The organism is Lelliottia sp. 7254-16 (genome assembly GCF_002922995.1).
GTDB classification, from domain to species: Bacteria; Pseudomonadota; Gammaproteobacteria; order Enterobacterales; family Enterobacteriaceae; genus Enterobacter; species Enterobacter jeotgali.
In genome coordinates this window covers 232,440-250,919 of record NZ_PQVS01000003.1, presented here as the reverse complement: position 1 = coordinate 250,919, position 18,480 = coordinate 232,440, and the positions used below count along the sequence as shown (strand labels likewise).

Below are 18,480 nucleotides of genomic sequence, written 5' to 3'. Positions count from 1 at the left end.
AGCGCTTGCCGGGCTTACAATGTAGGGTCCTGCGGTGCAGGCAGTGATGATCCCGGCGGGGACAGCACCTGGTAAGTTTGCACCGGCGGTCGCACGTCAGCAATATCGAAATGTTTTTTCACCATGCTGTCGAGGGCGAAACGTACGGTCCATTGCTTGAGCGGTTGGGTGGTGAACGACACGCGCAGGGTAAAGGCGGTGTTGGTCAGCCCGACAATCCCGGCAAACGATGGCTCGCCAATCACCAGCCCACGAATTTCTTCCATCTCCATCAGCTCTTCAACTGCCGCTCTCAGCGCCTGCTTCGCTTTATCCGCATCTTCATGGCGGTCTACATCGTAATTCGCCACCACTGAACCAATCCCACGCACGAAGTTAGCGAAGGTGGTAATCGATGACCACGGAATAATGTGGTACGCGCCTGTGTCCTGGCGTACGCCGACCGACCGGATCGACATGCGCTCGACCGTCCCGGTTAACGGCCCGATCGTCACCAGATCGCCCGTGTTCATACCATTCTCGAACTGAATAAAGATCCCGGTAATAATATCTTTCACCAGAGTTTGCGAGCCGAAAGAGATCGCCAGACCTAGCGCACCTGCACCGGCCAGAAGCGGGGCGATATTTACTCCGATTTCAGACAACACGATCATGATGGTAATGGTACTGATAATCACCGCCAGCGCATTGCGAAACAGGGTTAATAGCGTGCGGGCACGGGCACTTGGGAGCGGGCGGCCATGAATATCGGAGACCAGGCGGTTCTCAATCAGGCTGGCCAGTAACGTCCAGCCAATCGCCGAGAAGAACAGAATCAGCGCGATTCGAATCAAAATGTCCACCGTCTTCTCGCCTGCACCATTGTGCATCCAGTTCCAGAAATCGAACAGACTCCAGGCGCTGAGCAGGAGCATGATGGCGATGCATACGGTTAAAATCCTTGCCACTTTAAGCGAGGCCGAAATCCAGCCGTTGACCCGTTTTTGTAGCTCGGGATAATTTCGCTGGACCTGCGGGGAAAGGGTAATAGTTTTCGAAATCCAGCGCGAAAGCAGCCCAGAGACAAACGCTGCGATCCCAATTATCGCCAGACTGTGCAGGGTCGCGCCCATCATAAACTTCAGGCTATTTCCGGGATCGAACAGTGAGAAGAAGCACAGCACAATAAAATAGGCGCTGGCCAGCCAGTGCCATACCAGCGCGAAGGCACGGATGAACAGGCTAAAGAACGACAACGAACGGTCCGCCAGATGCAGCAGACCGTCGGTAATAGCCTTTTTATTGCGGAAAATCAGATACAACGCCCAGACGGTAATGCAAAGCATAATCAGCACGTTGGCAAGCGCGCCCATCTGCACATTCACCTGATTGGAAATTATGGGCACCGCGACCAGCAGGCCATAACCAATCAAACCGCTCAGGATGCTGAGGCGCAGCGCCCAGTATTTGGCGCTGTCGTCATTGATCGTGAACGGGCGCAAATCCGCGACGCGGGGGCAAAATATCAGGCGTAAGAGCGCTTTGAAAAATTCGATCAGGGCAAACGCATTGAGGAACAAACTCTGCTGGAACGCGATTGTTTTGTTGCCGCCGTTGAGGTTGTCACTCAGCATCTGACCGACAAATAGCGTCAGTGCCAGTAAGAGTAAATCAATCACAAAGGCACCGGTAATCATCAGCGGCAGATGAAACCAGCTGCTTTTTTCGCGGTTTTTCTTCCGTCCCCATTTCCCCATTTTTTGATACACCGGCCACGCACACAGCCGAGTTAGCCAATAAAAGGCAAAGATTGCGACTGCCAGCATCATGAAATGGCTGGCTGCATTGCCGAACGTTTGCGGGTTAAAGGGTTTGTGCGGGGAGCCAATCAGGTTGCGATAGAGCTGAGCAAAGCGGGAGGACAACGCTTCACCGTAGTGGCGGCTGACGTCGGTTACATTCTCCAGGACGGTTTTATCGCTCACCACCTCTGGCGGTGTGATAACAGGAACCGGCTCCTGAGGCGGTGTTTTTGCCACAGTACGGAGTTGGTCGATCAGTTCTTTGCGCGAGGTGTCATTCTCCAGCACATCAGCCAACGCGCCATAGGCCGCTTTCTTTTGCTCGACGTCAGGTTCTGGGGTAGTTGGCTGAGAGGAAGACGCATTCGTCGTGACGCCCGGAATAGTGACCGCCTGCGCGGGAGCGCCAAACAGGCAAAGCAAAAGGAGCAGGATCCACGGCACGGCTTCCTCCGGTGAAGAAAATGTTCAGCAAAATGATAAGTATAGATGGCAGGCGGGGGAGGGAAGTTTTTGGGAACAATCCGGCATAAAATAGCCGGGCGACTGAACGGCCCGGCTGGTGTGAAGCGAAAAGATTATCAGGAAACGTGTTGCAAGAATTCCTGCAAGCGCTGGCTCGGCGGGTTGGCGATAAGCTCCTGCGGATTACCATCTTCCGCAATACGCCCTTTGTCGATGAAGATCAGTCGGGAGGCCACTTTCTCGGCAAAACCGATTTCGTGGGTCACGATGACCATTGTCATCCCTTCTTCCGCCAGGTCCTGCATAACCTTTAATACTTCGTGGCGCAGTTCCGGATCGAGCGCGGAGGTAGGCTCATCGAATAGCATCATTTTCGGTTTCACTGCCAGCGCACGGGCAATAGCCACACGCTGCTGCTGGCCGCCGGACAGCTCAGACGGGTAGTGGTGAGAGCGCTCGGCAAGACCAACTTTCGCCAATAACTCTTTTGCCAGTTTCTCCGCCGACGCTTTGTTGGCTCCGCGCACGCGCAGAGGGCCGAACATCACGTTTTCCAGCGCCGTCAGGTGCGGGAAGAGATAAAACTGCTGGAACACCATGCCTGCTTCCTGGCGAATCAGGCGCTCGTCCACTTTCGGGTCGTTGACTTTCAGGCCGTCGACGATCAGATCGCCGCTGGTGATCTCTTCGAGCTTGTTGATGCAGCGCAGCAGGGTTGATTTACCGGAGCCTGACGGGCCTATAATTACCACAACTTCGCCCTGCTTAATGTCCAGATCGATATTGTGCAGCACCTGGGTTGGACCAAAGTGCTTGGAGACGTTTTTAAATTCAATCACAGGATTTTCATCCTTCTTTCAAGGCGACGCAGAACAAAGCTCAGCAGCAGCGTGATAATCAGATAAACCACCGCCACGGCACTCCAGATTTCCAGTGCGCGGAAGTTACCGGCAATGATTTCCTGGCCCTGACGGGTCAATTCGGCCACGCCGATAACGATAAACAGCGAAGTATCTTTGATACTGATGATCCACTGGTTACCGAGCGGTGGCAGCATACGGCGCAGCGCCAGCGGCAGGATCACGTGGCGGATGGTTTCGCGACGAGACAGGCCCAGAGCCAGACCGGCTTCGCTAAAGCCTTTATGAATCGACAATACCGCGCCACGCGTGATTTCCGCGATGTAGGCGCCGGAGTTGATCATAATGGTCACCACAGCGGCACTGAACGGGTCAATACGCAGATCGGTGAAAGCCATTGGCAGGGCGAAGTAGATGAACATGACCTGCACGACGATAGGCGTCCCGCGGATCACTTCGATGAAAACCAGTGCGATGTGGTTTGCAATCCAGCCGCCGTAGGTGCGAGCGAAACCAGCCACGAGGCCGATAAACAACCCGCCAACCAGACCGAGGACCGAAATCCACAGGGTCATTTTGGCGCCTTCAAGCAAGAGAGGAATGGCAGGCCAGATGGCGCTCCAGTCAAACTGCATGATAATTTCCTGTTACCGTGGTTCTAAAAGAGCAGGGGCGAAAGGTCGCCCCTGAGCGTACTTCTTATTTTAAGAATAATTATTTTGGTTCAGTACCGAACCATTTTTTATAGATTTCGTTGTAAGTGCCATTTTCACGCAGTGTTTTCAACGCGCCGTTCACTTTAGTACGCAGGTCGTCGCTGCCTTTCGGGAAGGCAATACCGTACTGCTGTGCTTCTAAAGAGTCACCCACGGCTTTGAATTTGCCGTTCCCTGCGGTTTTGATGAAGTACAGGATGTTAGGTGTATCGTGCAGGACTGCATCAGCGCGGTTGGTGCCCAATTCCATATACGCGTTGTCGATGTTAGGGAACTGGCGCAGGTCTTTGGTTTTGATGTTTGCTTTTGCGTAATCAACAGAACCGGTGCCGCTCTTCACTGCAACCACTTTACCGTCGAGGTCTTTCACGCTTTTTACGTCGTTATTATCCGCTTTCACCATCACCAGCAGGCCGCTTTTGTAGTAGCCGTCAGAGAAGTCGATCGCTTTTTTACGCGCGTCAGTGATGGTGATACCCGCCAGGGCCACGTCAACGTTTTTGGTTTGCAGTGCCGGGACAATGCCGCTGAAGTCCATAGGCTTCAGGGTGTAATCCAGTTTAAGTTCCTTCGCGATAGCCGCCCACAGATCCACGTCAAAACCTACGTACTGGTCGCCCTGTTTGAATTCAAACGGAACGAAAGCGGTGTCGGTGGCGACGATCAATTTTTTATCTGCAGCGTGAGAGGACATGGCAAAAGCCAGGGTAAGTGCAGCCAGTGAAACTTTTAATACAGACTTCATAGCATTTCCTTTTATATCCACGGGGCGATCCCCTGCGAGAACAAACGGCTACATGAAAAAATCGTGCCAACTTTACAACTCATTGTTTTGCAAAGAGGATGATGTCATGCATTGCATAAGGAACGGTGCAGACAGCGATAATTGCACCATAATGGAGCGCAACTTTGGTGCAGCCTGACCCGCTCGGCCGATGGGTGGCTATTAAGCGCAAATAACGGCGATAAAACAATCTTTCGTTAACGATTTTGTGAGGTGATTATTACAACTAATTTACTTTTGCAGAAAGACCACGCAAAAGTGTGCACCATAAACGTGCAAAACCCCCACCGGGAGGCGAGGGTTTGATTGGTAATTCGTATGGGTTATTCGATGTTAGATTCGATAAACCACAGGAATTGGTCAAGGTCGCGGGAGGCCGCTGTTAAGATATCTGCGGTGTCTTCGTCTTTGGTTTCGCCGATTGCCTTACGCACGTCGTTGGCGACAACCGCATAACGATCCGCCAGTTCTTTCAGGTGATCCTGTACGGTGTGAATGTCCAGCGGGTAGCTTTTCAGCGGAGTTTTACTGTTAATCACCTGCGTGGTACCCAGTGCAACGCCGCCCAGCTGCACGGCACGTTCTGCCATGGTGTCCAGGTGTGTCACTAACGCAGTTCGGAATCCATCCAGCATTTCATGAACGGCAATAAAGTTTGCGCCGCGCATATTCCAGTGGGCCTGTTTAGTGATCAATGACAGGTCAATGAACTGGATCACCTGGCGATTCAGCAGCTCAATCGTTGCTTTCTTATCGCTGTCCGAGACATCGTTACGGGTATAAAGCAGATTAGACGCCTTCGTTTTAACCAGTTTAGCGGTACTCATAATCTCATATCCTCTTGATGTTTTATGTTCCAGGTAATTACCGGAAATAAGTATAGCACCGCTTTTTTAGTCTGCAGGGTTGGCTGTGCCTATTGGTTTAATAGCGAGAAAGATGTGAGTTAAACAACTTACTGTTATTGCTGTAAATTATTTTATTCGTTGCGGATGAGTCTTAATTACTTCAACTCGTTATGAGCGTCGGGTGATATTTCAGATTGATGACAAAGTATGTAATGAATTAACAAAAAGAAGAAGTTGGCCTCTATTCTGCATGGCCGAATAGACCATGCAGAATAAAGAGCATTAATTGACGTCGATTTTTTTGATTTTAGTTTCAGGCCGCATTGTGAGGGTCGATCCCATCGACGCGGCAATAATTGAACACAGCGCCAGCGTCTGGGTGAACGTCAGGCTTTCGCCAAGGAAAACCATCCCCGACATCGCTGCAAGCGCGGGCTCCATACTCATCAGGGTGCCAAAAATGCGGGTCGGCAGACGCGTCAGGGCGATCATTTCCAGCGAGTAGGGCAGTGCTGTCGACAGGACGGCCACCGCCAGACCGATCGGTAAAATGGACCACTGCCAGATCGATTCTGTCGCCTGCACCATACCGATAGGTACAAAGATAATCGCCGCGATGAGTGACCCGAGCGCGACGGTGGCCGGCCCATGCTCTTCACCTGCTCGTTGTCCGGTCAGGATATACACCGCCCAGCAGGCTCCCGCGCCCAGCGCCAGCGCCGCGCCGGTTAAGTCGACATGAGAGATATTCTGTCCAAGCGGCAGCAGGAACCATAATCCCAATACCGCCAGCGCGACCCAGACAAAGTCTACGGGGCGACGGGAAGAAAAGAGCGCTACGGCCAGCGGACCGGTAAATTCAAGCGCCACCGCAATCCCCAGCGGAACGGTCTGAATCGACAGGTAGAAGAGATAGTTCATTCCCCCCAAAGAGAGGCCGTAGAACAGCAGCGGCAGACGTTGCTCTTTTTTAAATCTCAGCCGCCACGGCTTAAAGATGACGACCAGAATCAGGGTGCCCAGTGCGATACGCAGCGCGGTGACGCCCGGCGCACCGACCAGCGGGAAAAGGGATTTTGCCAGTGATGCGCCACTCTGAATGGACAGCATAGCGATGAGTATTACAACGATGGGCAACCAGACTGGCGCCTTGCGAGACAACCCCGGCATCCTTTCTCCTGTCAATTTTTGTCAAAGGGAGTAAAAGGCGCAGTGTAATTGAAATAAGGGGTGACGGTTTAGGCTTTGTTGAAAATAAAAACCAGAAAATCCGTAGAATACGTAAACATTGATGGATTAATCAGCTAACAGATTAGGATTAATCTGGATGAATGTAGCGCGGTTGACGCGCAGAATCAGCGTATTAATGTGAAAATTTAGTGTTTTTTGAATGAGATAGCTGTGCGTTGTAATTTTTTGTTACATCAAAGGCTTGGTTAGACATCATGAATCACAAAGAGTTTCACAAGATTTTTTGATATATTTAAAACTTACGGATTTACTTGAAGCACATTTGAGGTGGTTATGAAAAAAATTGCATGTCTTTCAGCACTGGCCGCTGTTCTGGCTGTTTCCGCAGGTACCGCTGTAGCTGCTACTTCCACTGTTACTGGTGGTTACGCTCAGAGCGATATGCAGGGCGTAGTGAACAAAGCTAACGGTTTCAACCTGAAGTACCGCTACGAGCAGGACAACAACCCGCTGGGCGTGATCGGTTCTTTCACTTACACCGAGAAAGATCGTTCTGAAGATGGCGCTTACAACAAAGCTCAGTACTACGGTGTGACCGCTGGTCCTGCTTACCGCCTGAACGACTGGGCAAGCATCTACGGTGTTGTAGGTGTTGGCTACGGTAAATTCCAGCAGACTGAAAACCAGAGTCTGAACCGCACTGCATCTACCAGCGACTACGGTTTCTCCTACGGCGCAGGTATGCAGTTCAACCCAATCGAAAACGTTGCTCTGGACTTCTCCTATGAGCAGAGCCGCATCCGCAACGTTGACGTTGGCACCTGGATCGCAGGCGTGGGTTACCGCTTCTAATCACTCCGGTGAGCCAATAAAAAATCCGCCCACTGTGGCGGATTTTTTTTATTCTGCATCAGGCAGCTATTTTGTAGTGAAAATGTCCGTCCCCAGATGGGTATATTCCACCTTCTGTAACTTGAAGTTGGTAATGTAAACCGGCGGTGCTTTCTTGTTAGAAATGAACGGGTAACTGTTCGCAATCTCTTTCGCTGAAATCCCCGTCCACTGCGAGAAGAAGCTCAGGAAATCGTTCGCCGAACGACGCGCCTTAATGATGCGATGGGTTTTGTCATCGCTGGACAGCACCATAAACGGCACCTGGAAGTTTTGCTGGAACTTATCATCATGCGCCAGGTACTGCACCTCTTTCCCGCGTTCTTTGAACGCCAGCCCGTGATCTGAGAAATAAACCATCGAGAAACTGTCACCGGTGTTTTGCAACTGGGTATACAGTTTTTTCAGCAAGTCGTCGGTTTGCGTCATGGTATAGAGATAGCAAGAGGTCTCTTTCGACTGCACGAACTCCGCGTATTTCCCCTGAGTACGATCGCAGGCCTGTGGATGTGAGCCCATCAGGTGCAAAACAATCAGCTGCGGTTGAGTGCGCTGGCTGGCAAATACCTGCGACGTCATCTTGAGCAAGGCTTCGTCTTTGGTATTTTTATCCGCTTCAAAATCCCCATTTTTCAGGAATTGTGCTTCATCCGCACGCTTGGCAATACTGGCAATGGCGGTGTCGTACTCACCAATTTGTCCCTGATTGGAGAACCACCAGGTCTGAAAACCAGCGCGGTTCGCCAGAGTGACGAAGTTATCCTGATACTGCGGTTTACCATCCATCACGCGGCTTAACGTCAGACCGAGCGATTTTTGCGTTGATCCGCTTGCCGCCACGTAATCTGTAAACAGCGTACCGTTGACTGAACTGGCGAACGGCGTGTTGTTCCAGTGGCCGCCAAATGCGCCCAGCGCATCGCGGCGCGCGCTCTCGCCAATCACGACTACGTAGGTGTGATATTTCGGTTTTACCGCGAGCACGTTCCAGGTGTCTTTCATATTCGAAAGCTCAGCCATGCGCGTCTGCTCATCAAGCACTTCTTTATTGTTGACCACGACATCTTTGACGAAGCGGAAAACTGGATAACCGGTGTCTTTCAGCTTGAATACGCCACCCCACGCCAGGTTTTGCACCGGCGCAACAAAGAAGGCGACGACGCTGAAAATCAGGCACAGATTTTCAGTCACGCTCCACGGCTTTTTCTCTTGTGGCGCACGACGCACGGCAATGACGCCGAGCGCAAAAATAAACAGGCCAATGATGTAGCTGTACCACGGGAAGATGGTCAGAATTTCCGTCGACTCTTCCATATTGGTGGAGTGCAGCGCCAGCAAGGTGTTGAAGTTAGGCGCGCCGTAAGCCTGACCAAACGGGTAATACATCGCAGCAACCACAGAGCAGATCCCCACCACCACTTTTTGCGCGCGCGGTGAACTACGCCACATTAGATGCAGCAGGCAGGTGAATGCCACGGCGTACAGCAGGCTAAAAGGATAGCCCAGCGCAAAGTTAATCAGCAGTGATTGTAGAAAGTAGAATCCGGTCCACGGGCTTAAGGCCCGGCTGCGGGTAATAAATGTGTCTTTCAGGGTTAAATTCATAGGTCACTATCATGAAAACGCCATGTGCTCACCCTGGCGTCGAGGGTCAAAGCCTGCCTGACAGTGCGTGGAGAGGGAATAAGGGTCCGCTTCAGCGAGCCGCAATTGGTGCAGGGCTGCAAGAAGATAGAGCCAGTCGGCAATTAGGTCAACAGTTGCTAAGAAGATGTTTTGCGAGAGGGATTACAAATCCGTAAAAAAGATCGGGAATTGGGGGCCTGAAGGCCAGTGTACAGGGAAATGATGACGGAAAAATGAAAGCGGCGTACCGCGACGCCGCTTAGTGGGTTGGTTTGTCGTTCTGCTGTGGTTTGCCGTTAAAAATGTCGCACAGCATGTTCAACAGCATTAACCGTACTTTAAAGGGAGAGTGGCTAAACACTTTTATACACCTCTTGAATTCGTTCATGTGACCTCCTGATTTCGGATCCCTTCGATCCGTGAAGGGTGACTGCATTACATACAGATATAGCACAGGCTATATTGTATAGCTATGGCTAATTCGTTAATTTTTTGTGCTTGTAGAGGGATGGTTTACACTGTGCGCTCTCGTTACAGGACGCCAGGGGCGTCAACCCACTGAGGAAGTGCAATGAACCGTCGCGCAGGTAAGCCAACTACAAAAAAAAAGACGCAACTGGTGAATGTTGAAGAGCATGTTGAAGGGTTTCGTCAGGTGCGTGAGGCGCACCGTCGCGAGCTGATTGATGACTACGTTGAGCTGATTTCCGATCTGTTTCGTGAGGTCGGGGAAGCGCGTCAGGTAGATATGGCCGCACGTCTGGGGGTTTCACAGCCCACTGTCGCCAAAATGTTAAAACGCCTGGCCTCGGTCGGACTGATTGAAATGATCCCGTGGCGCGGCGTGTTCCTGACGCCAGAAGGCGAAAAACTGGCGCAGGAGAGCCGCGAACGTCATCAGATAGTCGAAAACTTTTTGCTGGTATTGGGCGTGAGTGAAGATATCGCCCGCCGCGATTCGGAAGGCATTGAACACCACGTTAGCGAAGAGACGCTGGAGAAATTCCGCGAATTTACCCTCAAGTTTGGATCGCCAGCTGAATGAATATTCCGGGGCTGCGGGCGCTCGCCCGCGATCGCTTTTTCCACCTTCTGTTATTGATCGGCGCTGGACTAAGTTTCTTCGTTCCCTTCGCGCCAAAAGCCTGGCCGGCAGCCATCGACTGGCACACCATCATTACCCTGAGCGGGTTAATGATGCTCACCAAAGGGGTGGAACAGAGCGGTTATTTCGACGTTATCGGGCGCAAAATGGTGCGCCGCTTTGCCACTGAGCGAAAACTGTCGCTGTTTATGGTGCTGGCCGCTGCGCTGCTTTCAACCTTTCTGACCAACGACGTGGCGCTGTTTATCGTCGTGCCGCTGACGTTGACGTTACGCAAGCTGTGCGAAATTCCGGTTAACCGGCTGATTATCTTTGAGGCGCTGGCGGTTAACGCCGGATCGCTGTTGACGCCGATCGGCAATCCGCAAAATATTCTCCTCTGGGGACGGTCAGGTCTGTCATTTGCGGCGTTCACCTGGCAGATGGCACCTCTGGCCCTGGTCATGATGCTCTCCCTGCTGGTGGTCTGTTGGTTCGCATTTCCGAATAAAGCGCTCAACTACCACAGCGGCACGCAGGCTACTGGGTGGAATCCGCGTCTGGTCTGGGGCTGCCTGGTCCTGTATCTCGTTTTCCTGACGGCGCTCGAACTGAAGCTGGCGCTGTGGGGCGCGTTGCTGGTTGCAGGTGGCTTTTTATTGCTGGCACGCCGGGTGCTGATCAGCGTCGACTGGACGCTGCTACTGGTGTTTATGGCGATGTTTATCGATGTACATCTGTTGATTCAACTGCCTGTGCTACAGAGTTCTCTGCACAGCGTCAGCGGATTGTCACCGCTCGGCCTGTGGCTGACAGCCATCGGTCTGTCGCAATTTATCAGCAATGTCCCATCGACCATTCTGCTGATCAACTACGTCCCGCCGACGGCGCTGCTGGCCTGGGCTGTGAACGTAGGCGGATTCGGCTTACTGCCGGGATCGCTCGCTAATCTGATCGCCCTGCGCATGGCAAACAACCGCCGGATCTGGTGGCGATTCCATCTCTGGTCCCTGCCAATGCTGGTCTGGGCGGCTGCGGTAGGTTTCGGATTATTCCTTCTCATATAGTGCGCTAATTGTCAGCTTTTCCTGGCAAATGTATAGCAACGTCCTAACTTTAGTGAACGGCATAAATGTGATGCCGTTCACTGACAGGAACGTTGTTGGCATATGGCAGACACAAACGAAACCTCAGAACAAAACGAAAAACCAGAGCGCAAAGGTCCTGGGAAAAAACCGCTCATTATCCTTGGGATCGTCGTGGTCGTCATGGTCGTCGCGGCGCTGGTGTGGTGGTTTCTCACCCGTAATGAAGAGACTACCGATGACGCCTTCACCGATGCGGACGTGGTGACCATTGCCCCGAAAGCGGCGGGCTATGTCACAGATTTGCGCGTGCGCGACAACCAGCGGGTGAAGAAGGGCGATCTGCTGGTGGTTATCGATCCGCGTGATACCACCGCTCAACGCGACCAGGCGCAGGCGCAGTTGGGCCTGGCCGTGGCGCAGCTTCATCAGGCGCAGGCGCAGCTGGCGCTGTCGAAAGTGCAATATCCTGCTCAGCGCGACGAAGCGAAAGCTCAGGTCCTGAAAGCGCAGGCAGATATGGCGAATGCGCAGGCCGAGTATCGCCGCCAGCGCGGTGTCGACCCGCGCGCGACCACCCAACAAAGCATTGATTCCGCGAATGCCCAACTGCGTAGCGCGCAGGCTGGCCTTGCCAGTGCGCAGGCTCAGTTGGAAGTTGCTGAGCAGGTTCAACTCCAGATCCGCCAGCAGGAGACCAACGTCGAAGCGCGTGAACGTCAAGTCGATCAGGCAAAAGCCCAGCTCGAAACCGCCAACCTGAATCTCTCGTACACCGAAGTACGCGCCCCGTTCGATGGGTTTGTCACTAAGCGTAACGTTCAGACGGGCACCCTGGTGCAGGCCGGCACGGCGCTCTTTTCACTGGTCTCGCCGGACATCTGGGTGGTGGCTAACTTCAAAGAGTCGCAGCTTGAACGCATGCGCCCCGGTAACAAAGTGGCGATCACCGTCGATGCCTGGCCGGACATGGAACTCGAAGGTCACATCGACAGTATCCAGCAGGGGAGCGGCGCGCGCTTCTCAGCCTTCCCGGCAGAAAACGCCACCGGCAACTTTGTCAAAATCGTGCAACGCGTTCCGGTCAAAATCCTCATCGACAAAGGACTGGACCCGAACATGCCTCTGCCACTGGGCCTCTCCGTTGAGCCGAAGGTCACCCTGGAATGACGGATCACAGCCACGAAAACTGGCGGCCCGCCAGTAATCCGTGGGCGGTGGCGATTGTTGTCACCTTCGCGGTGTTTATGGAGATCCTCGACACCACTATTGTCAACGTGGCGCTCCCGCACGTGGCCGGTTCGCTCTCAGCCAGCTACGATGAATCGACCTGGGTGCTCACCAGCTATCTGGTCGCCAACGGGATTGTGCTGCCCATCTCGGCGTTTCTCAGCCGGGTGTTTGGCCGCAAGCAATTCTTCCTGATCTGCATTGTGATGTTCACTATCTGCTCCTTCCTGTGCGGCATTGCCACGGAACTGTGGCAAATCATTCTGTTTCGCATCATGCAGGGCTTTTTTGGCGGTGGCCTTCAGCCGACGCAGCAGTCGGTACTGCTCGACTACTTCAAACCCGAGGATCGCGGCAAAGCCTTTGGCCTGTCGTCGATTGCGATCATCGTCGCTCCGGTGCTGGGGCCAACGCTCGGTGGCTGGATCACCGATAACTACTCCTGGCGCTGGGTCTTTTTTATCAATATACCGGTCGGGATCATGACGGTGCTGGCGATTTACCAGTTACTGGAAGATCCGCCGTGGGAGCGTAAATCCGAAGAGAAACTGTCTATCGACTGGACGGGGATTGGCCTGATCGCCCTCGGGCTTGGCTGTCTGCAGGTGATGCTCGATCGCGGCGAAGACGATGACTGGTTCTACTCGAACTTTATCCGTACCTTCGCGGTACTGACACTTATTGGCATCATCGGCGCGATTTACTGGCTCCTTTACGCCAAAAAACCGGTGGTGGATTTGCGCTGCATGAAGGACAAAAACTTTGCCGTAGCTTGTTTGCTGATGGGCGGCATGGCGATGATTTTGTACGGCAGTTCGGTGGTGATCCCGCAGCTGGCGCAGCAGGATTTGGGCTACACCGCCACCTGGTCCGGGATGGTGCTCTCGCCCGGCGCGGTGCTGATTGTCCTGACCATCCCGCTGGTGCTGAAACTGATGCCCATCGTGCAAACGCGCTGGATCATCGCCTTTGGTTTCGCCTGTCTGGCGGTATCGTTCTTCTGGTCGCGAACCCTGACGCCGGATATTGATTTCGAAACACTGGTGCTCTTTCGTAGCGCCCAGTCTTTCGGGCTGGGGTTCCTGTTTGTTCCGCTCACCACCATCGCTTTTATTTCGATACCGAGGCAGCTCAACGGCGACGCCGCCGCGCTGTTTACCATGTTCCGTAACGTCGCGGGATCGATCGGGATTTCTCTCTCGACCGCCGCCATCACCGAGCGCGCCCAGACGCATAGCGCGCATCTGGCCTATCACGCCTCGCCCTTTAACGAGCAATTCCAGCTGGCGCTGCGGGAGTCGGCGCAGGCAATCCAGAACTTCACGACTCAGGTCGGCAATCCGCTGGATATTGCCACCGGGCGCATGTACCAGACCATGATTGAACAGTCGCGTTTTCTGGCCTACGTGGACGTTTTCACGATCCTGAGCGCGGTTGCGTTACTGCTTATCCCGTTTTGTTTGTTGCTCTCGCCGGTGAAAAGCGAAGGCAGTGCAGGAGCACATTGATGATCTACACACGTTTGTCCCCCCTGTTTTTAGTGTTGTTGTTAGCCGGATGCGCCGTGGGGCCGGACTATCAGCCGCCCGCGCCGACTACGCCCGCGAAGTGGAACGATCCGGGCGATACGGGAGTGAAATCGAAAGCCGAGAGCACGGCGGTGAATCCGCGCTGGTGGAAAACCTTTGGCTCCGCGCAGCTCGACAGCCTGATTGAACGGGCGATTGCTGGAAACCTCTCGCTGCAACAAACGGTTCTGCGCATCGCTGGAGCCCGCGAGCAGATTAACCAGGCGGGCGGGGCGTTTTATCCTTCCGTGAACGGCAACTTACAGGCTACCCGCCAGCAGTTGGGTCTGGAAGGAGAGCTGAAATCGCACGGAGTTTACGATCAGATAGATAACGTCGACCCCGATTTGAAAGGCGCGCTGGGTCCGCTCACCCAGCCGGTGAACCTCTATCAGGGCAGCTTTGACGCTCAGTGGGAGCTCGACCTGTGGGGCAAAGTGCGACGTCAGGTGGAAGGCGCAGAGGCGCAGCAGCGGGCGGCCATTGAGCAGCGTAACGACGCGCTGGTGTCCCTGGAAGCGGAAGTGGCGCGCGCCTGGCTGCAACTGCGCGGCGCGCAAAGCGTGATGGCGACGCTCAATACGCAAATTGAGAGCGCGCAGCAAACTCTCGATCTCACTGAGAGCCGCCAGCGCGGTGGGCTGTCGCCGCAGATGGACGTGGAAAACGCCCGCGCACAATTGGGCAATCTGGAAGCTCAGCTCCCGCAATATCAGGCCCAGGAGCGTCAGGCGATGAACGGGCTGGCTATTTTGCTTGGCAAACCGCCGGGTGCGCTCGACAGCGAGCTGCGTTCTGTTCAGCCACTCCCGGCGTTGCCAGAGATTGTGCCGACGGGCATCCCGTCAACCCTCGCCCGCCGTCGCCCGGATGTGCGCGAGGCGGAGGCTAATCTTCACGCGGCAACGGCACAAATTGGTGTGTCCGTCGCCGAGCTGTTCCCTAGCGTATCGCTCTCCGGGCAGTTTGGTCTGCGCAACAGTGAAACCAACTGGCTCACGGACTGGAGCAGCCATTTTTACAGCGTCGGACCGCAGGTTTCGATTCCGATTTTCCAGGGCGGACGGCTGGTCTCCAGCGTCAAAGTGGCGCGTGCGCAGCAGGGCGCTGCGGTGCTGGACTATCGTCAGACGGTACTCACCGCGCTGGGGGATGTGGAAAACGCGCTGGTCAGCTATCGCACGGATCAGCAGCGTGAGGCCGGTTTAGGCAAAACCATCGATGCGCTGCAAAACGCCTTTGATCTGGCGAGCGACAGCTATCGCCAGGGTATCGCCAGCTTTATCGATGTGCTGGATGCCCAGCGCCAGCTGGCTCAGGCGCAGCAGCAGCGCGCGCAGGCCCAGGTGCAAAGTGCACTCGATCTGGTGGCGCTCTACAAGGCGCTCGGCGGGGGCTGGGAGCCGTATCAGCAGGTGAATTTGCCGGATTATTCGGTGTTTGGCGACGCCCCGCGCGGATAACGTTCAGAGGATTGGGCAAGAAACAGACAGAAACGCCACATTCGCGTTTTGCAGGGGCGGAGTATAACTATCCGGCACCCATCAAACGAACATTGTGAGGAACGTCATATGCGTTATCAAAAACTGGGCAATACCGGTCTGTTTGTTTCTGAACTGTGCCTCGGCACCATGACCTTTGGCGGTGAAGGCGGCATGTGGGGGAAAATTGGTCAGCTTCAGCAGAGCGATGCGGAAAAGCTGGTTGGTCGCGCGTTGGATGCCGGAATTAACTTTATCGACACCGCCAACGTTTATTCGGAAGGGCGCTCGGAGGAGATCACCGGCCAGGCGCTGAAAAATCTTAAGATCCCGCGTGAAAATGTGGTCGTCGCTACCAAAGTCTTCGGCGAAACCGGCACGGCGGGCGTCAATTCGCGCGGCAGTTCGCGCTATCACATCATTAACAGCGTCAAAGAGAGCCTGCGCCGCATGCAGCTCGATCATATCGATCTCTATCAACTGCACGGTTTCGACCCGGCAACCCCGATCGAAGAGACGCTCTACGCCCTGGATAATCTGGTGCAGCACGGCCACGTGCGCTACATCGGCGTGTCGAACTGGGCGGCGTGGCAAATCACCAAAGCGTTGGGGATTTCCGAGCGTCTCGGGCTGGCGCGGTTTGCTTCCCTGCAGGCGTATTACACCATCGCCGGGCGCGATCTGGAACGTGAGCTGGTGCCGATGATGCAAAGTGAAGGCGTCGGGCTGATGGTCTGGAGCCCGTTGGCCGGCGGTTTACTGAGCGGAAAATACGGGCGTGACGGTCAGAGCGAAGCGGGCGGTCGTCGGCTGGAGTTTGACTTCCCGCCGGTGGACAAAGATCGCGCGTTCGACTGTGTCGATGTGATGCGCACCATTGCTGAGAGCAAAGGCGTGTCGGTGGCGCAGATCGCGCTGGCGTGGCTGCTACATCAAAAAGTGGTGAGCAGCGTGATCATTGGCGCTAAACGCGTCGATCAGCTGGACGATAATATCGCCGCGACCGCGATTCGCTTAAGCGAGGATGAACTGCAACAGCTCGACGCCGTCAGCGCCCTGCCACGGGAATATCCGGGCTGGATGCTGGAGCGTCAGGGCGAATATCGCCAGAAACAGCTGAAAGGTTAACCCTCCATCGCCGGGCGGCGCTTTGCTTGCCCGGCCTACAAAACATCCTCAATTTGATCCCCCTTGGTCGGATGCGCTTTGCTTGCCCGGCCTACAAAACATCCTCAATTTGATCCCCCTTGGTCGGATGCGCTTTGCTTATCCGGCCTACAAAACATCCTCAATTTGATCCCCCGTAGGCCGGATAAGCGAAGCGCCATCCGGCTTTTTTATTTCTATCCCGCTCACAAAAAACGATCCTTCCCTTTGCTTGATTTTTCATCTTTAGCTATATGACTAGTCATGAAATTTAAATGACTAGTCATATAGGGAGAGACCATGAAGCAATCACTGCCAGCTAACTTTTTATGGGGTAACTCGGTGTCCAGCATGCAGACCGAGGGGGCGTGGAACGAGGGCGGAAAAGGGATGTCGGTGTACGACATCCGTGAAGCCGGTGAAAATGCCTCCGACTGGAAAGTCGCCACCGACTCCTATCATCGCTACAAAGAAGATTTCGATTTAATGCAGGATCTGGGCATGAACTGCTACCGCTTCCAGATCTCCTGGAGCCGTGTCTGCCCTCAGGGTGACGGCGAATTCAATGAAGAAGGCATCGCGTTCTACGATCGTTTCATCGACGATCTGATCGCGCGCGGTATCGAGCCGATGGTCTGCCTGTATCACTTCGACATGCCGCTGGCGCTGGCCCAGGAGTACAACGGCTTTAACGACCGCCGGGTGCTGGATGCGTTCGTGCGCTACGGCAAAAAGATGATCGACTGCTACGGCGACCGCGTGAAGTACTGGCTGACCTTTAACGAGCAGAACATTTTCCACATGCCGGAAGCGTTCCGGGTTTCAGGCTACATGAAAGGCGAGCAAACTCTGCGTGAACTTTATGAAGTTCAGCACCATACGATGGTGGCGCACATGGCGCTGACGGAGTATCTGCATCAGGCGAAACCGGGCCAAATGATGGGCGGTATGCTGGCGCATCAGCTGATTTACCCGGCAACCTGCAAGCCGCGCGACATCTTCTGCGCCCAGCAGTACGACGAGTTCCTCAACCAGAACCTGCTGCGCGTCTTTGCAGGACAAGGCTACAGCCCGGCGGTGATGGCGGTGGTTGAGCAGCAAGGCTTCGGCGATATTTATCGCGCGGAAGATTTGGCCCTATTGGCGCGCACCAAAAACGACTTCATGGCCTTCAGCTACTACGCGAGTAAAACCCTCGACAGCGATCCGATCCCGGAAGGCACGCCGGTCAACTACTACCTGACGCACGGCGAGAAAAACAATCCGTTCCTGAAAGCCACCGAATGGAACTGGCAGATCGACCCGCTTGGCTTTCGCACCATCATCACTCGCTACTACAACGACTGGCGTATGCCGGTGTTCCCGATTGAAAACGGTATCGGGGTCATTGAGTCCTGGGACGGCGTGAATCAAATCGAAGACGATTACCGCATCGACTATCACCGCAAGCATTTCGAGGCGATGAAAGCAGCGATCTTCGAAGACGGTGCGCAGGTGATTGGCTATCTCGGCTGGGGTTTGATCGACATTCTCAGCTCCCAGGGCGACATGCGCAAACGCTACGGCGTGGTGTACGTCAACCGCGAGAACCACGATCTCAAGGACCTGAAACGCGTGCCGAAAAAGAGCTATGCGTGGTTAAAACAGGCTATTCATAGCAACGGAAGCGAGCTGTAAGTCGTACGCTGCCGGACCGGTTTTTGTGACTGATTGATGGGAAATAT

Annotated in this window: 16 protein-coding genes; 8 read left to right on the top strand and 8 right to left on the bottom strand. The window is 54.3% G+C overall.

The features are described 5' to 3' along the window. Positions 1-14: 14 nt before the first annotated feature. The 6 genes from ybiO to rhtA form a co-directional block, all read right to left on the bottom strand. Positions 15-2,225, bottom strand: a complete 2,211-nt coding sequence (gene ybiO / locus C3708_RS06050) for a mechanosensitive channel protein (RefSeq protein WP_103946934.1) — start codon at positions 2,223-2,225, stop codon at positions 15-17. A gap of 137 nt (positions 2,226-2,362) precedes the next feature. Continuing rightward, positions 2,363-3,085 (bottom strand): glutamine ABC transporter ATP-binding protein GlnQ, encoded by a 723-nt coding sequence (glnQ, locus tag C3708_RS06045; protein WP_103946933.1) that lies wholly within the window; start codon positions 3,083-3,085, stop codon positions 2,363-2,365. Continuing rightward, positions 3,082-3,741 carry a glutamine ABC transporter permease GlnP gene (glnP, locus tag C3708_RS06040; RefSeq protein ID WP_095281341.1) on the bottom strand — a complete coding sequence of 220 codons (660 nt, stop codon included), beginning with the start codon at positions 3,739-3,741 and terminating at the stop codon, positions 3,082-3,084. Before glnP ends, glnQ begins: the two co-directional genes overlap by 4 nt. A gap of 79 nt (positions 3,742-3,820) precedes the next feature. Further along, positions 3,821-4,567 (bottom strand): glutamine ABC transporter substrate-binding protein GlnH, encoded by a 747-nt coding sequence (gene glnH, locus C3708_RS06035; RefSeq protein WP_095281342.1) that lies wholly within the window; start codon positions 4,565-4,567, stop codon positions 3,821-3,823. A 362-nt stretch (positions 4,568-4,929) separates the two neighbouring features. Further along, positions 4,930-5,433 (bottom strand): DNA starvation/stationary phase protection protein Dps, encoded by a 504-nt coding sequence (gene dps, locus C3708_RS06030; protein WP_095281343.1) that lies wholly within the window; start codon positions 5,431-5,433, stop codon positions 4,930-4,932. Positions 5,434-5,736: 303 nt separating this feature from the next. Beyond that, a complete protein-coding gene (rhtA, locus tag C3708_RS06025) occupies positions 5,737-6,624 on the bottom strand; it encodes a threonine/homoserine exporter RhtA (protein ID WP_095281344.1) in 888 nt (295 codons plus the stop codon). Between the two features lie 354 nt (positions 6,625-6,978). On the opposite strand from rhtA, the gene ompX reads away from it, so the two are divergent. Then, the gene (gene ompX / locus C3708_RS06020; RefSeq protein ID WP_095281345.1) at positions 6,979-7,497 is read left to right on the top strand and encodes an outer membrane protein OmpX; all 519 of its coding nucleotides are present in this window, start codon (positions 6,979-6,981) and stop codon (positions 7,495-7,497) included. A 66-nt stretch (positions 7,498-7,563) separates the two neighbouring features. Here the strand turns inward: ompX and C3708_RS06010 are convergent, their stop codons facing one another. Together C3708_RS06010 and mntS are read right to left on the bottom strand one after the other, a co-directional pair. Further along, positions 7,564-9,141, bottom strand: coding sequence for a phosphoethanolamine transferase (locus tag C3708_RS06010; protein WP_095281346.1), 1,578 nt, complete (start codon positions 9,139-9,141; stop codon positions 7,564-7,566). Positions 9,142-9,421: 280 nt separating this feature from the next. Beyond that, the gene (gene mntS / locus C3708_RS06005; RefSeq protein WP_095281347.1) at positions 9,422-9,550 is read right to left on the bottom strand and encodes a manganase accumulation protein MntS; all 129 of its coding nucleotides are present in this window, start codon (positions 9,548-9,550) and stop codon (positions 9,422-9,424) included. Positions 9,551-9,733: 183 nt separating this feature from the next. Between mntS and mntR the strand changes: the two genes are divergently transcribed. The 7 genes from mntR to C3708_RS05970 all read left to right on the top strand — a co-directional run bounded on the left by mntR (position 9,734) and on the right by C3708_RS05970 (position 18,433). After that, positions 9,734-10,207, top strand: a complete 474-nt coding sequence (gene mntR / locus C3708_RS06000; RefSeq protein ID WP_095281348.1) for a manganese-binding transcriptional regulator MntR — start codon at positions 9,734-9,736, stop codon at positions 10,205-10,207. Further along, positions 10,204-11,313: an anion transporter gene (locus tag C3708_RS05995; RefSeq protein ID WP_103946931.1), complete on the top strand. Its 1,110-nt coding sequence runs from the start codon at positions 10,204-10,206 to the stop codon at positions 11,311-11,313. Before mntR ends, C3708_RS05995 begins: the two co-directional genes overlap by 4 nt. Before the next feature lie 102 nt (positions 11,314-11,415). Continuing rightward, positions 11,416-12,501, top strand: coding sequence for an HlyD family secretion protein (locus C3708_RS05990; RefSeq protein WP_103948758.1), 1,086 nt, complete (start codon positions 11,416-11,418; stop codon positions 12,499-12,501). Continuing rightward, positions 12,498-14,069, top strand: coding sequence for a DHA2 family efflux MFS transporter permease subunit (locus C3708_RS05985; protein WP_103948757.1), 1,572 nt, complete (start codon positions 12,498-12,500; stop codon positions 14,067-14,069). The genes C3708_RS05990 and C3708_RS05985 overlap by 4 nt, the downstream gene beginning before the upstream one ends. Further along, positions 14,069-15,592: an efflux transporter outer membrane subunit gene (locus C3708_RS05980; protein ID WP_095281352.1), complete on the top strand. Its 1,524-nt coding sequence runs from the start codon at positions 14,069-14,071 to the stop codon at positions 15,590-15,592. Before C3708_RS05985 ends, C3708_RS05980 begins: the two co-directional genes overlap by 1 nt. 108 nt (positions 15,593-15,700) lie before the next feature. Beyond that, positions 15,701-16,738, top strand: a complete 1,038-nt coding sequence (locus C3708_RS05975; RefSeq protein WP_103948756.1) for an aldo/keto reductase — start codon at positions 15,701-15,703, stop codon at positions 16,736-16,738. A 318-nt stretch (positions 16,739-17,056) separates the two neighbouring features. Next, complete coding sequence (locus tag C3708_RS05970) at positions 17,057-18,433, top strand: glycoside hydrolase family 1 protein (protein ID WP_095281354.1); 1,377 nt, start codon at positions 17,057-17,059, stop codon at positions 18,431-18,433. The last annotated feature ends 47 nt before the right edge of the window (positions 18,434-18,480 follow it).

Coding starts and splice junctions, on each gene's coding strand:
- C3708_RS06010 (WP_095281346.1), bottom strand. CDS start 9,141: ATGAATTTAACCCTGAAAGACACATTTATTACCCGCAGCCGGGCCTTA.
- C3708_RS05995 (WP_103946931.1), top strand. CDS start 10,204: ATGAATATTCCGGGGCTGCGGGCGCTCGCCCGCGATCGCTTTTTCCAC.
- C3708_RS05980 (WP_095281352.1), top strand. CDS start 14,069: ATGATCTACACACGTTTGTCCCCCCTGTTTTTAGTGTTGTTGTTAGCC.
- C3708_RS05990 (WP_103948758.1), top strand. CDS start 11,416: ATGGCAGACACAAACGAAACCTCAGAACAAAACGAAAAACCAGAGCGC.
- C3708_RS05970 (WP_095281354.1), top strand. CDS start 17,057: ATGAAGCAATCACTGCCAGCTAACTTTTTATGGGGTAACTCGGTGTCC.
- ompX (WP_095281345.1), top strand. CDS start 6,979: ATGAAAAAAATTGCATGTCTTTCAGCACTGGCCGCTGTTCTGGCTGTT.
- glnH (WP_095281342.1), bottom strand. CDS start 4,567: ATGAAGTCTGTATTAAAAGTTTCACTGGCTGCACTTACCCTGGCTTTT.
- mntS (WP_095281347.1), bottom strand. CDS start 9,550: ATGAACGAATTCAAGAGGTGTATAAAAGTGTTTAGCCACTCTCCCTTT.
- C3708_RS05975 (WP_103948756.1), top strand. CDS start 15,701: ATGCGTTATCAAAAACTGGGCAATACCGGTCTGTTTGTTTCTGAACTG.
- glnP (WP_095281341.1), bottom strand. CDS start 3,741: ATGCAGTTTGACTGGAGCGCCATCTGGCCTGCCATTCCTCTCTTGCTT.
- dps (WP_095281343.1), bottom strand. CDS start 5,433: ATGAGTACCGCTAAACTGGTTAAAACGAAGGCGTCTAATCTGCTTTAT.
- rhtA (WP_095281344.1), bottom strand. CDS start 6,624: ATGCCGGGGTTGTCTCGCAAGGCGCCAGTCTGGTTGCCCATCGTTGTA.
- C3708_RS05985 (WP_103948757.1), top strand. CDS start 12,498: ATGACGGATCACAGCCACGAAAACTGGCGGCCCGCCAGTAATCCGTGG.
- mntR (WP_095281348.1), top strand. CDS start 9,734: ATGAACCGTCGCGCAGGTAAGCCAACTACAAAAAAAAAGACGCAACTG.